The following is a 13,136-nucleotide window of genomic DNA, read 5'->3' as shown; positions in this document are numbered from 1 at the left end:
TTCGCTATGACAAGAGAAATCCCTGCACATATGCAGAGATTTTTCTACAAATTAATTTAAGATTTACCAATAGTTACAGCATGTACAACTTTAATGCATGCATCCATTATGACGGTGAAATCGTTCTCTTTCAACAGTTCATACGCATTTTCGTTAGTTAGTCCTTGTTGTGCCCAAAATACTTTACAATTCGTTTCGAGGGCATCTTTTGCAACTTCTTCTAAATGTTCTGAGCGTCTAAAAACGTTAATAATATCAATTTCTTCATCCACATCAGCTAAAGAAGGGTAGCTCTTTTCACCTAAGACTTCATCAACTGTAGGATTAACGGGTATTATTTTATAGCCTTGTGATTGCATAACCTTTGATACTTGATAAGATGTACGCTCTTCATTCGCAGATAAACCGACAACTGCGATCGTTTTTGCGTTAGTTAGAATGTCTTTCATAACATCTTGTGAAGGGTTCTGCATATAAAATCTCTCCTAGTAAAAAGTATTATTTATTATTAGAATAGCGTTTTTAGCAAGATTTCTCAACTTTGACTTATGAGAAGGTTCATGGTATGACGTGAATTGATAGGTCTTAATATTGTTAAATAATTAGATAAAGGTCATAGTAATAAGTAACTAAGGTATTCTTTATTCCGACATCTTTTGATAAAATAAGAGAGATTCGAATATATAGAAGAGGGGAATACTATGGAGTATATTTTATTCGTCATGATCGCTTACCTATTTGGCTCCATTCCATCAGCTCTTATTATCGGTAGAGCATTTTATGATATCGATATAAGAGAACATGGAAGCGGAAACCTTGGTGCTACCAACACATTTCGAGTACTGGGGATTAAAGCCGGAATGGTTGTCACGATTATAGATATTTTAAAAGGAACATTACCTGTTGTACTGACTGTCTTTTTTGCACCTGAACTTGAACCATTAATTGTTGGAGCATTTGCCGTATTAGGGCACACTTATCCAATTTTTGCTAAGTTTAAGGGTGGAAAAGCAGTAGCCACTTCAGGTGGAGTATTATTAGGAGTTAGCCCTTTATTATTCATTATTTTAGTGATATCTTTCTTTGTTTTCCTTAAGCTTTTTAAGTATGTTTCTTTAGCCTCTATTCTCGCAGGATTAGTAGCGGTGATTACTTCATTGATTATGCAACATCTAGGCTTAATCATTGTAACTTCACTGTTAGCTGTTTTTGTTATCTACCGTCACCGCGAGAACATTAAAAGGATTAAAAATAAAACCGAACCCAAAATAACTTGGTTCTAGAGTGAAAAGTAATAAAGGAATGATTATGTGAATAAGAAGCTTTTAGTGACAAGTGTGTCATTGACGGTATTGTTAGTTGCAATGGGTGTAATTCTTATTTTAAATTTAAATGCAACAAACGGGTCTGAACTTAAGAAAGTTTATGCTTTAGAAGAACCCAAGTTTGTTGATAAGGAACCACGCACGGTGACGACTTCACTAACGTTGAATGCTATAGGGGATATACTAATTCATAGTCCTGTATATGAGGACGCAAGAACTGAAAATGGTTTTGATTTTACACCAATGTTTGAACAGATTAAACCTTATTTAAAAAATGCTGATATTACGTTTGCTAATCAAGAGTCCATTTTAGGAGGAGATGAGATTGGTTTATCTTCGTATCCTAACTTTAATTCACCATATGAAGTCGGTGACGCCTTAAAGGATGCCGGGGTCGATATTGTATCGATTGCTAATAATCATACCATTGACCGTGGTGAACAAGCTGTGATCAATGCCACAAATCACTTGTCAGAGATCGGACTTGAATATGTCGGTGGATATCAAAATGAAAAAGATCGCCAAAGAAAGCGTATCATTCATAAAAACGGCATATCTGTTGGTTTTTTAGCTTATACGTATGGCACCAATGGTATTCCCGTGCCAAATGGAAAGGATTATTTAGTTAATTTAATAGAAGAACAGCAAATCATTGATGCTATTCATGAGATGGAAGAAAAAACTGATTTTATCGTTGTAAGCATGCATTTTGGACAAGAATATCACCCCTTACCAAACGATCAACAAATTCACCTTTCAGAGTTATTAACCAATGAAGGTGCTGATGTCATTTTAGGTCATCACCCTCATGTGTTACAGCCTGTTGATTGGATTTCAACGGAGGAAGGTCATGATCGGTTTGTTGTTTACTCATTAGGCAATTTTCTTTCTAGTCAAATTGGGGTAGATCGATTAATTGGTGCTATTACTCAAGTTAGACTGACAAAAACCATTAATAGTGATACGATTCAACATCAAGTATCAGATGCTAAAGTGATGCCAACTTATAATTATTACAATAACCATAAACAGGATTTTCAGATCGTTCCACTCATCGATGCCGATCAATATGAACTCCATAATGCACAACAACTTTATGACCAGACTGAACAGCACATGCAGTCCTTTACTGACGAAGTCGAAATTGTTCCTTATTTAGAATGAGTTTAAACAATTGAAGGGTGAATGTTTCTTCATGTATACTTAATATATGTCATTATGGATTGGTGCTTTTATGTTGAAAGGAGATCAAAATATGAACGAAACATCGACTAAGAAACAACTTCCAAATAAATCAGATCGTCATAAATTATTCGGCTCTGTTGAACCAGGCCCCAAGACGAAACCTACAGAAAAAAACAAAATGAAGGATCTTCAAAATACGAAGAAAGACTTTTTATTCGAATTAGATGCCGTTGGGATATCAAATGTTAAGCATCCAGTGGTTGTGAAAAGTTTACTGGATCCAAATACGCAAACAACAGTAGGTCATTTTTACTTCGCCTCTTCCATTTCCCAAGATTCAAAAGGTACGAATATGAGTCGATTCACTGAACAACTACAAACCTATCATGAAGAAGGTTTTACCTTAGAAATAGATACGTTAAAATCATTTGTCTATGAGCTAAAGAATCGTTTAGATCAAAAAGATGCAGAACTAACAGTCTCATTTCCTTGGTTTTTTGAAAGGAAGGCTCCCTATTCTGAGAAAAAAGGCTTGAATCATGCAGATGCATGGATCAAAGTTCACTATCATGAGGATAATGGTTATGATATCCAAGTAGGCTTAACAGGAACAATTACGACCTTGTGCCCTTGTTCAAAAGAAATAAGTGAATACAGTGCACATAACCAACGAGGAAACATAACGATGGAAATCACCCTTAACGAGGATTATGATGAACAGTCAATGGATTGGAAAGCCCTATTGCTTGAAGCAGCCGAATCAAATGCTAGTGCAAGAATTCATCCGGTCTTAAAACGTCCTGATGAAAAAATGGTTACTGAACAAGCTTATGAAAATCCAAGATTCGTTGAAGATATGGTTCGTTTAGTAGCAAGTGATTTATATGAGATTGATTTAATTGATCAGTTCTCTGTAAAATGTGTAAATGAGGAATCGATCCACTTGCATGATGCGGTGGCTTCGATTACTTATGACAAACGTTCTGAATAAAGTTGGATTTATATGAAATATATCTTTATTGTACCTATTAAATTTTACCGTAAGTTCATTTCGCCGATGTTTGGCCCTAATTGCCGATTTCATCCAACATGTTCGAGTTACAGCCTAACAGCGTTCGAGCGCTTTGGCGTTATGAAAGGGCTCTACCTTTCTATTAAAAGAATAGTCAAATGTCATCCATTTCACCCGGGGGGATTTGACCCAGTCCCTGAAAAAAAGAAGACGAAATCCTAATAAAAAGCGCTGTCCATTGTTTCAATTTCAGCAATCGACAGCGCTTTTTATTAATTTATTGCTTGACTTCTTTTTTAAATCTTTTTAACTGATCGATTTTCCCTTCAGCTTTTAAGATGTCCTCCTCGAACGATCCAATTAAATCAAAATGGGGATAATGATCATCTAAATGAATCCAATGGGGTTTAAGACCATATTTCTTCCCCCACTGTTTCAATTTTTCTAGATCCTTACAGCCTGCCTTGGTGACAGTGGTCATCTGAGGAAAACGATCATCTACCCAGTAATGAGTTAAAAATGCAATTCGTCCTTCTGCCACCTCTTCTTTCCACGATTGTAATTCTTCACGTTTAATTCCGAACGCCATGAGAATCCCCCATTGCTTGTAAATATGCTTCATGCCAATCTGGGAAATGCTTTCTAATCGAAATAGGTTTGAAGTTAGACTTTTTAACGCATACATGTGATGATGAGCCAGTTACAGCCAAGTTACCGTCTTCAGTGAAAATTTCATATCCATAAATCACACGGAACCCATCGTATTCTTTAATAAATGTTTTAACGGTTGCTGTTTGACCATACCTAACTGGCTTTATATATTTTGCATCAATATCGACTACAGGAGAAACAATTCCTTCTTTCTCCATATCCGCATAATTAAAACCGATTTCCTCTATTAAATGAGTTCGGCCAATCTCAAACCAAACGAGATAATTAGCATGATACACGACTCCCATTTGATCTGTTTCTTGGTAACGAACTTTAACTTCTGTTTCATTTATAATCATGATTTATGTACATCTCCCTTATTCTTTGTGATTCTGGTTCTAAGTCAAATGTTGGGGTGCCCGTTAAGGGCACTCCTTATTTATGCCATGTGTCCTTGTACATGTTTATACTGATGATGTAATAATACTTTTCGGCGCAATCGATCAAAACGTCGAAAGCCAAAGGCTTGTCGCTTAATGACTTTTGTTTGATTATTAAGGCCTTCAACGTATCCGTTGTGTAAATTATACCCAAAGCTATTCATGATCTCTTTTTGCCAATTTTGAAGCGTCTTAATTGCTTTGATGAACTCAGGTATCTCCGATTGTTTTACGGTATTGTAAAATCCATATAAGTTTGCTTTAATCTTCTTTAAATGATCTGCCCCTAAATCCTTAGCCTGATCAACCAATCACAGAACCATTCTTTGATTAAGTAAGCGTCAGTGAGTAGTTCCGATTTATCACAATAATGGTGAAGATACCACGTTTGCTTCTCTGTTAATGTATGGCTACGTTTCATAAAAACATGACGCATTCGCTTGCACTTCTTACGGTCATAGTCATCAAATATGTTCTGAACACGACGTCGCACACGATCCAACGCCCAATAAATATAGCGTACAAAATGAAAACGGTCAGCCACAATAATCGGGGCGTTTAACGCTTGATCCACTGCTGCTTTAACGATGGACTCATATCCATCACCACGACATTCACAGTAACCGTTCCGCTGTATCCTTAAACGTTTTACCATGGATTGTTTCAAGCCCTAAGGCTTGATTAAATTCTTGTGACTGTCTTTGGTAGCGTGCCACAAGGGCATTCGGTTCATCAAAACGCTTCCGACAAGATGACTGATGACATTGATAACGACGCTTATGGTACCAAACGATTGTAGGTCGATTAAATAAACGATTGTGTTTAATCTTTTGCCAGCGATAGTCGTGAATCTTTTGTGTTGAAGTTTGACACACAGGGCAAGGTGTCATCTCACGTGGGCGTTCAACATAAATGTGATAGTAACCATTTTCTTCTCGTGTACCGATTACTTGAAAGCTTTCCAATCCTGGTAATGTCATGTTATGATGCATATGCACGCAACTCCTTTTGTTTTGTTTTAGTGGTATAAAACAAGGATAACAAATAAGGAGTTAGCGTGCTTTATTTTGTATTCCCATGGTAAAGCACAGAGTTGGTATCAGGTGAGGAGCGAAGGTGGCGACGCCTGCGGGAACAGCACGTGTCTCGAGACCCCACAGGCCCCGATTTTTGGGCTGAGGAGGCTCGAGCCGTGCCCGCGGCAAGCGTCCACCGAAAGCGAATCACCTGAAACCAACGGTTCAGGTAAAAGGGACCTATAAACTTTATGGTAATTAATAAATTTTACCGCTACCCCAACAAATATTTTAGAGTCGTGATTCTAAACTTATTTTACCCTAAATAAAAAAGGCTAGCAAAAATGCTAACCTTCTTGTTCTTGGGATTATTTTCTTTTTTCATGCTGGTGTTCATCACGAATTTCATCGCGCATACCTTCAATAGATTGTTTTCTGCGTTCATTTTTACGACGGATTTCTTCTTTCTGAAACTCAGAAGCTGTTTCCATGGAATGTTCTGCTTCCTCAATATTTTCTAATGTGTTTTCAATGTTTTGTTGAATTTTATTCTTATTGTCGCTACGATCATCCGGTTTTGGACGATTGCTATGGTTAGTCATCTCACCATCTCCTTGTCACTATTTTCAATGACTAGTTTGGATAGTGAGCATATAGTTATGCATGTTTTTTCGGATTTCTTACCAATTCCATACGATCTTCTATTTTCTGATAAATCTTATCTAGTTCTTCTGGATTGTTTAAGATTTTTTCCTTTTCATTTTTAACTAACGCTTGGAATGATAAATGATCTTTCTTTCGCAACGTCATCGTCTCCTTTTTCTTTCTAGGATTACCATTAGTTGCGAATTATATACTTAATCAAGCTCTTCAATTTTATCAATCATTTCATCATAAGATAATGGGCCAACTTTACGTGGAATTTGGACAACCCCTTCTGTATTCACGAAATATGTTGTCGGCAAACTTAAAGCTTGATATCGAACATTAACTTCACTGGTATCATCCATTAGAATCGGGAATGTCAGTTCCAGCTCGTCTACAAATTCTTGGACAGTGTCTACCGATGTCTCTTGGCCAGTAGCATTAACAGCTAAAATGACTACTTCATCACCGTATTCTTCGTGAATATCTTGCATATGAGGCATTTCTGCTCTGCAAGGTGCACACCACGTGGCCCAAAAATTAATGAATACTTTCTTACCCTTAAAGTCAGAGAGCTCTATAGTCTGACCATCTAAAGTATCTAATTTGAAGTTAGGAGCCTGATCACCGACTTCAACTCCATCCGTGTCAACATCCATACCTTCAGGCTGAACAAATATAGCTTCATCGGCTGGATCAGAAGTATCGTCCTCAATAAATGTATTATAAACTACAATACCTAATAGAACGCCTATAACCGTTAATGCAATAGCTCTTTTAATCAATATACTCATGATCTTTCTCCTTTCCCGAAAGAACCCATTCATAAATTAAACAACAAATAGCTGCTAGTAATGCTATTAGCAACCAATTGGTGTATAGATCTAAATCACCAGTTAGAAGCTCCAAACTTACCCATAATATTAAGAACCAACGAATAAGTTTGGCTAATAACAGCTTGTTCATCATCTTGGAGAAATGCCAGACAAGTCCCATAAATATTATATATAAAATGGATTCGATCAAGACGTAATAGTCAAAATAATATATAAATACCGTTAAACGATCGAATAAAATCCAAACAACTAATGCTTGGAAAATTAATAATAATTGAAAACTAATCGAGATTTGCCGTCTGTAATATTGAAAATATATATAAATAACTACAGTTAAAAATCCAAGTATAACCCCTATTTTTCCACCATCAAAATAAATAACAGAAAGCGGATTCTCCCATAGATCACTAGGATATAATATGAAATAACATAGCTTCCAAACGATTAAGAAACAAACCCAATACTCAATTACTAAATCACTTGTTTTCTTACTAATTTGAGAGGGTAGCCTTCTAGCCATCATTCCTCCAAATAATGATGAGAGAATGATCGCTATTATGTAAAATAAGTACGGAACATACAAGTTAAAGGTTCCAACCTGAATGATATCGTTCATAAATATATACCCCTCCCCACTCATCATCATATCAAAAGTTGACTAAGATCTCTTTTTTTAAGAATTACGATTCGGTGAACTTTTGACTTGCTCTTTATCATACAGTATAAATTCTCCAGTTTTTGAAAAACTAGCCCTTGAGATTGTAAATTTTGGGAGGTAGCTATGAATGGCGAACAATGATAAAAATATGAAAGATGCTAAAGACAACCAACTAAACGAATATCGTAATAGTTCCCAGGGTGAAAAGCTCACTACTAATCAAGGAGTTAGGGTATCTAACACTTCTGAATCACTAAAAGCTGGTGAGCGTGGGCCGACAATTATGGAAGATTTCCATTTCCGTGAAAAAATGACTCATTTTGACCATGAACGAATCCCAGAGCGTGTTGTTCACGCAAGAGGATTTGGTGCACATGGTTACTTTCAAGTGTATGAATCCATGAAAGATTACACTAAAGCTAAATTCTTACAGGACCCTTCCGTTAAAACCCCTGTATTTGTACGTTTTTCTACAGTTGTAGGTTCTCGTGGGTCTGCTGATACTGTTCGGGATGTCAGAGGTTTCGCTACAAAGTTTTACACTGAAGATGGAAACTTTGACTTAGTGGCTAACAACATGCCGGTCTTCTTTATACAAGATGCCATTAAGTTCCCTGATGTTGTTCACGCCATCAAGCCAGAGCCAGATAATGAAATACCACAAGCATCCGCCGCTCATGATACTTTTTGGGATTGGGTAGTGAATAATCGAGAATCAGCTCATATGATTATGTGGCTCTTATCTGATCGGGGGATTCCAAGAAGCTATCGTATGATGGAAGGTTTTGGTGTTCATACCTTTAGATTTGTTAATGATCAAGGTAAAGCTCACTTTATTAAGTTCCACTGGAAGCCACTACTTGGGGTTCATTCATTAACATGGGACGAATCACAGAAACTAGCAGGTAAAAATCCTGATTACCACAGACAGGACTTATGGGATGCCATTAATAATGGTGAATACCCTGAATTCGAATTAGGAGTTCAGATCATTGAAGAAGATCAGGAATTTAACTTTGACTTTGACATCCTAGATCCAACTAAAATTTGGCCAGAAGAGCAAGTTCCAGTTAAGAAGATCGGGAAGATGACTTTAAACCGTAACCAGGATAATTTCTTTGCGGAAACTGAGCAAGCAGCATTTCATATGGGTAATATCGTTCCGGGAATAGATTTTACCAATGATCCATTATTACAGGGAAGACTGTTTTCGTACTTAGATACGCAATTAATCAGATTGGGTGGTCCAAACTTTCATGAAATTCCTATCAATCGTTCGATTGCTCCTGTTCATAACAATCAACGTGACGGTTTCCATCGTACAACCATTGACTTAGGAAAAGTCGCCTATAGAGCAAATGGAATTGACAACAATGACCCTGCAACTGCTAGTGGTCAAGAAGGTGGCTTTGAACATTATCAAGAAAAAGTTGACGGAGTTAAAATAAGACAGAGAAGTGAAAGTTTTAAAGACCACTACAGTCAAGCGGCGATGTTCTATCATAGTTTATCAGATCATGAGAAAAGACATTTTATTAAGGCGTTTCACTTTGAAGTCGGGAGTGTTAAAGACCCAAAGATTAAACAACAAGTCGTTGAAATGTTTAGTAATGTCAGTCATGAACTTGCAAATGCAATTGCCCAGTCTGTAGGTGTTCAACCACCACAATCAACTAATAATGAAGTTAAACCGAAAATGACTTCACCTGCTATTAGCCAAGCAAAAACAAACTTTAAAGCTCAAACAAGAAAAGTCGGAATCCTTTTAACTGACGGATTTAAATTTAATGAGGTTCAAGAAATGATGACGGCATTAAGGAACAATGATGTACACGTTGAAGTTATTAGTAAAAATCTAGGACAGGCTCATAGTGATCAGAACGAGCCGGTAGAAATCAAGCAAAATTATTCAACGACACATTCGGTGATGTATGACGCTCTATATATACCAGGAGGAAAGCAGCATATCGATCAGTTAATGAAACATAAGGAAGCTAAAGATTTTATAAAAGATACATTTGCTCATGCTAAGACTTTAGGGGCATCAAACGAGGCAGTAAATTTATTGTCACAAGTCCTCCCTGCTCACATATCGCTAGCAGGTGATCAATCAAATAACGAGTTGTTTAATGATTTAGGGGTACTTACCATTCAACAAGCAAGTAATTTGAGTGACTTTAGTCAAACTTTTATTAACGAACTAGCCAAACATCGCCACTGGGAACGTGAGCTTAAAGATGAAAAACAAGCGTAAATAAAAAAGAGGTTGGGACAAAAGTGTTTTTGCTAAAGACTATCCGAACGACTGATTCAAATCTCGCTTCGGAAATACACTTCGCTTTCCGCGGGCGGCTCGTGAGCCTCCTCGTGCTGACGCACTGTGGGGTCTCACCTATGCCTTTCCTCCCGCAGGAGTCTACGTATATTTCCTACGCTAATCCAGTTCATTGTTCGTCTTTAGTACTTTTATGTCCCAACTTCTTTTAATTATTGCTATTTGCTATTAAATTAAACTGTAGTTAGTTTGTTACGTAGAACCATTTGCAAGATTCCACCATGGCGGTAGTAATCTACTTCTACGTCACTATCGAAACGAGCGATCACTTCGAATTCTTTCTTATTACCTTCTTCATCAGTTGCGGTAACCTTAACTAAGTCATGTGGCTTAACATCTTCAGTGATTTGAACGTCGAATGTCTCTTTACCAGTTAGACCTAATGATTCAATGCTGTCTTTTTCTTGGAATTGAAGTGGTAATACACCCATCATAACAAGGTTTGAACGGTGAATACGCTCAAAGCTTTCAGCGATTACAGTTTCAATACCTAATAGGTCTGTACCTTTCGCTGCCCAGTCACGAGAACTACCCATACCGTAATCCTGACCAGCAATGACACATAAACCAGTGTTATCTTCTTTATATTTCATCGCCGCATCGTAAATTGGCATGATGTCACCAGTTGGCCAATAAGTTGTATAGCCACCTTCTTTACCACCAGCAATTTCGTTACGGATTCTGATATTACCGAAAGTACCACGCATCATCACTTCGTGGTTACCACGTCGAGAACCATAAGAGTTAAAGTTACGTGGTGATACACCTTTGTCAATCAGGTATTTACCTGCAGGCATATCTTTAGGGATTGCCCCTGCTGGTGAAATGTGGTCTGTTGTAACAGAGTCACCAAATTTACCAATGACACGTAAACCTTCTAGTGGTTCAACCTCTTTTGGATCTTTAGACATTTCTTCAAAGAATGGTGGGTTTTGAATATAAGTTGAATCTTCATCGAACTCATATAATGGTTCATCTGTCGTTTCAATCTTATTCCACTCTTCGTTAGAGTTGAAAACTTCTTCATACTCTTTACGGAAGATTTCTGGTGTTACTACCTTTTCAATTTCAGCTTTGATTTCAGTAGCAGATGGCCAGATATCCTTGAAGTAAACATCGTTACCTTGATCGTCTTGACCTAGTGGTTCATTTAAGACATCGATATCAACCGTACCTGCTAAAGCATAAGCAACAACTAGTGGTGGTGAAGCTAAGTAGTTAGCACGTACTAATGGATGAATACGACCTTCGAAGTTACGGTTACCAGATAGAACTGATGAAACCGTTAAGTCTGTATCAGCAATTGCCTCTTCAATTTCTGGTAATAATGGACCTGAGTTACCAATACAAGTCGTACAACCATAACCTACTAGGTTAAATCCTAATTTGTTTAAGTATTCCATAAGACCAGAGTTCTCTAAGTAATTAGTAACTACTTTTGAACCAGGTGCTAGAGACGTCTTAACGTAAGATGGTACAGTTAACCCTTTTTCTACTGCTTTCTTAGCTAGTAACCCGGCACCTAACATAACGTGTGGGTTAGATGTGTTGGTACAAGAAGTAATCGCAGCAATGGCTAATGCACCTGTCTTCATCGTCGCTTCAGAACCATCGTTAAACTTAACAACAGCTTCTTTATCTTTATCCTCTTCTGGTAGACCGAAACCATGGTTACCCGCTGGAGCAGTTAATGCTTTATTAAATGATTCTTTCATTTCTGAAAGCGGAATTAAGTCTTGTGGACGTTTAGGTCCTGATAAGTTTGGTTCTAGGTCAGACAGATCAATTTCTACTAACTCAGTGAATTCTGGATCTTCTTGATCTGGCGTATAGAATAAGTCATTCTTTTGAAGATATTCTTTGACAAGTTGAACTTGTTCTTCAGAACGGCCTGTCAAACGCATATAATCTAGTGTTTCTTCGTCTACTGGGAAGAAACCACAAGTTGCACCGTATTCAGGTGCCATGTTTGAAATAGTGGCACGGTCTGCTAGTGGCATATCTGTTAAGCCAGGACCAAAGAACTCAACGAACTTACCAACAACATTCTTCTCACGTAGGACTTGCGTAACTTTAAGTGCAAGGTCTGTTGCTGTTGTAGCTTCTGGCATAGAACCTGTAAGCTTAACTCCAATAACATCTGGAGCTGGGAAGTAAGATGGCTGACCAAGCATACCTGCTTCAGCTTCAATACCACCAACACCCCAACCTAATACACCTAAACCATTAATCATAGTTGTGTGTGAGTCAGTACCTACTAATGTATCAGGGAATGCATCATAGCTTCCATCTTCTTGCTCTTGTTCATGAACAACATTAGCGATATATTCTAAGTTCACCTGGTGTACAATACCTGTTGCAGGTGGAACTGCACGATAATTATCAAAGGCTTTTTGTGCCCAGTGTAAGAATTCGTAACGTTCTTTGTTACGTTCGAATTCCATTTCCATGTTAACTCTTAAGGCATCTGATGTACCATATTTATCAACCTGTACAGAGTGGTCGATTACTAAATCAACTGGTACTTCTGGATTGATTTGGTCAGGACTACCTCCCATATCAACCATTGCTTTTCTTAATGATGCTAAGTCTACTACAGCAGGAACCCCTGTGAAGTCTTGTAAGATAACACGTGATGGTTTAAAAGGCACATCTACCTTTTCACCTTCAGTCCATTTTGCTAGTTTTTGAATGTGTTCATCCTTGATAACATGACCGTCATGTTGACGTAGTACTGATTCTAGTAGTACACGGATTGAGAAAGGTAAACGAGTAACTTTACCATAACCTTGCTCCTCAAGAGCTTTAAGGTGATAGTAATTATACGTCTTACCATTTAACTCAAACTGCTTTTTAGCGTTAAAAGCATGACTATCTCCCATGTTACTTTACCCCCTTAACTGTGAAAATCATCTCGTCTCATTTTTAATAATTAGCGTTTTCTACAGAATAGCCAATCATTCTGCACGTATTCATTTTATATGAAAATCAAAAAGAAGTAAAACATTAAATATATTTTTTGTCATATTGTGA

The 13,136-nt window shown here is 37.4% G+C and carries 13 protein-coding genes and 1 pseudogene; 5 read left to right on the top strand and 9 right to left on the bottom strand.

Going from position 1 to position 13,136, the window contains the following annotated elements:
* Window positions 1-56 precede the first annotated feature (56 nt).
* Complete coding sequence (locus tag HWQ49_RS02085; protein WP_188205910.1) at window positions 57-473, bottom strand: CoA-binding protein; 417 nt, start codon at window positions 471-473, stop codon at window positions 57-59.
* A gap of 228 nt (window positions 474-701) precedes the next feature.
* Between HWQ49_RS02085 and plsY the strand changes: the two genes are divergently transcribed.
* From plsY to yidD, 4 genes are all read left to right on the top strand, one after another.
* Window positions 702-1,283 carry a glycerol-3-phosphate 1-O-acyltransferase PlsY gene (gene plsY, locus HWQ49_RS02080; RefSeq protein ID WP_188205909.1) on the top strand — a complete coding sequence of 194 codons (582 nt, stop codon included), beginning with the start codon at window positions 702-704 and terminating at the stop codon, window positions 1,281-1,283.
* Between the two features lie 27 nt (window positions 1,284-1,310).
* Window positions 1,311-2,489 carry a CapA family protein gene (locus tag HWQ49_RS02075; protein ID WP_317450893.1) on the top strand — a complete coding sequence of 393 codons (1,179 nt, stop codon included), beginning with the start codon at window positions 1,311-1,313 and terminating at the stop codon, window positions 2,487-2,489.
* Window positions 2,490-2,580: 91 nt separating this feature from the next.
* Entirely contained in the window at window positions 2,581-3,501 is a 921-nt protein-coding gene (gene folE2, locus HWQ49_RS02070; protein WP_188205908.1) for a GTP cyclohydrolase FolE2, read from the top strand.
* A 12-nt stretch (window positions 3,502-3,513) separates the two neighbouring features.
* Window positions 3,514-3,744 carry a membrane protein insertion efficiency factor YidD gene (gene yidD, locus HWQ49_RS02065; RefSeq protein WP_188205907.1) on the top strand — a complete coding sequence of 77 codons (231 nt, stop codon included), beginning with the start codon at window positions 3,514-3,516 and terminating at the stop codon, window positions 3,742-3,744.
* Between the two features lie 55 nt (window positions 3,745-3,799).
* Here the strand turns inward: yidD and HWQ49_RS02060 are convergent, their stop codons facing one another.
* The 7 genes and pseudogenes from HWQ49_RS02060 to HWQ49_RS02030 all read right to left on the bottom strand — a co-directional run bounded on the left by HWQ49_RS02060 (window position 3,800) and on the right by HWQ49_RS02030 (window position 7,726).
* Window positions 3,800-4,111 carry a hypothetical protein gene (locus HWQ49_RS02060; RefSeq protein ID WP_188205906.1) on the bottom strand — a complete coding sequence of 104 codons (312 nt, stop codon included), beginning with the start codon at window positions 4,109-4,111 and terminating at the stop codon, window positions 3,800-3,802.
* Complete coding sequence (locus HWQ49_RS02055) at window positions 4,095-4,532, bottom strand: acyl-CoA thioesterase (protein ID WP_188205905.1); 438 nt, start codon at window positions 4,530-4,532, stop codon at window positions 4,095-4,097. Before HWQ49_RS02055 ends, HWQ49_RS02060 begins: the two co-directional genes overlap by 17 nt.
* Window positions 4,533-4,612: 80 nt before the next feature.
* Window positions 4,613-5,611: pseudogene (locus HWQ49_RS02050) on the bottom strand (transposase).
* Window positions 5,612-5,997: 386 nt separating this feature from the next.
* On the bottom strand, window positions 5,998-6,231 hold the full coding sequence (gene tlp, locus HWQ49_RS02045; RefSeq protein WP_188205904.1) for a small acid-soluble spore protein Tlp: 234 nt from the start codon (window positions 6,229-6,231) through the stop codon (window positions 5,998-6,000).
* A 55-nt stretch (window positions 6,232-6,286) separates the two neighbouring features.
* Window positions 6,287-6,433: an FbpB family small basic protein gene (locus HWQ49_RS02040; RefSeq protein ID WP_223154944.1), complete on the bottom strand. Its 147-nt coding sequence runs from the start codon at window positions 6,431-6,433 to the stop codon at window positions 6,287-6,289.
* 53 nt (window positions 6,434-6,486) lie between these two features.
* On the bottom strand, window positions 6,487-7,068 hold the full coding sequence (locus HWQ49_RS02035; RefSeq protein WP_188205902.1) for a redoxin domain-containing protein: 582 nt from the start codon (window positions 7,066-7,068) through the stop codon (window positions 6,487-6,489).
* Window positions 7,052-7,726, bottom strand: coding sequence for a hypothetical protein (locus HWQ49_RS02030; RefSeq protein ID WP_188205901.1), 675 nt, complete (start codon window positions 7,724-7,726; stop codon window positions 7,052-7,054). Before HWQ49_RS02030 ends, HWQ49_RS02035 begins: the two co-directional genes overlap by 17 nt.
* Window positions 7,727-7,895: 169 nt before the next feature.
* On the opposite strand from HWQ49_RS02030, the gene HWQ49_RS02025 reads away from it, so the two are divergent.
* On the top strand, window positions 7,896-10,022 hold the full coding sequence (locus tag HWQ49_RS02025) for a catalase (protein ID WP_188205900.1): 2,127 nt from the start codon (window positions 7,896-7,898) through the stop codon (window positions 10,020-10,022).
* 254 nt (window positions 10,023-10,276) lie between these two features.
* Here HWQ49_RS02025 and acnA read toward each other — a convergent pair whose 3' ends face one another.
* Window positions 10,277-12,985: an aconitate hydratase AcnA gene (acnA, locus tag HWQ49_RS02020; RefSeq protein WP_188205899.1), complete on the bottom strand. Its 2,709-nt coding sequence runs from the start codon at window positions 12,983-12,985 to the stop codon at window positions 10,277-10,279.
* Window positions 12,986-13,136 lie beyond the last annotated feature (151 nt).

This window comes from Alkalibacillus aidingensis, from assembly GCF_014595945.1.
GTDB lineage: Bacteria > Bacillota > Bacilli > Bacillales > Alkalibacillaceae > Alkalibacillus > Alkalibacillus aidingensis.
The sequence above is the reverse complement of the archived record's forward strand: the minus strand, read 5'-3'. Positions and strand labels throughout refer to the sequence as shown.

What these genes read in the sequence shown, in the direction of transcription:
- HWQ49_RS02085 (WP_188205910.1), bottom strand. Translation starts at nt 473, where the DNA reads ATGCAGAACCCTTCACAAGATGTTATGAAAGACATTCTAACTAACGCA.
- plsY (WP_188205909.1), top strand. Translation starts at nt 702, where the DNA reads ATGGAGTATATTTTATTCGTCATGATCGCTTACCTATTTGGCTCCATT.
- folE2 (WP_188205908.1), top strand. Translation starts at nt 2,581, where the DNA reads ATGAACGAAACATCGACTAAGAAACAACTTCCAAATAAATCAGATCGT.
- yidD (WP_188205907.1), top strand. Translation starts at nt 3,514, where the DNA reads ATGAAATATATCTTTATTGTACCTATTAAATTTTACCGTAAGTTCATT.
- HWQ49_RS02060 (WP_188205906.1), bottom strand. Translation starts at nt 4,111, where the DNA reads ATGGCGTTCGGAATTAAACGTGAAGAATTACAATCGTGGAAAGAAGAG.
- HWQ49_RS02055 (WP_188205905.1), bottom strand. Translation starts at nt 4,532, where the DNA reads ATGATTATAAATGAAACAGAAGTTAAAGTTCGTTACCAAGAAACAGAT.
- tlp (WP_188205904.1), bottom strand. Translation starts at nt 6,231, where the DNA reads ATGACTAACCATAGCAATCGTCCAAAACCGGATGATCGTAGCGACAAT.
- HWQ49_RS02035 (WP_188205902.1), bottom strand. Translation starts at nt 7,068, where the DNA reads ATGAGTATATTGATTAAAAGAGCTATTGCATTAACGGTTATAGGCGTT.
- HWQ49_RS02030 (WP_188205901.1), bottom strand. Translation starts at nt 7,726, where the DNA reads ATGAACGATATCATTCAGGTTGGAACCTTTAACTTGTATGTTCCGTAC.
- HWQ49_RS02025 (WP_188205900.1), top strand. Translation starts at nt 7,896, where the DNA reads ATGGCGAACAATGATAAAAATATGAAAGATGCTAAAGACAACCAACTA.
- acnA (WP_188205899.1), bottom strand. Translation starts at nt 12,985, where the DNA reads ATGGGAGATAGTCATGCTTTTAACGCTAAAAAGCAGTTTGAGTTAAAT.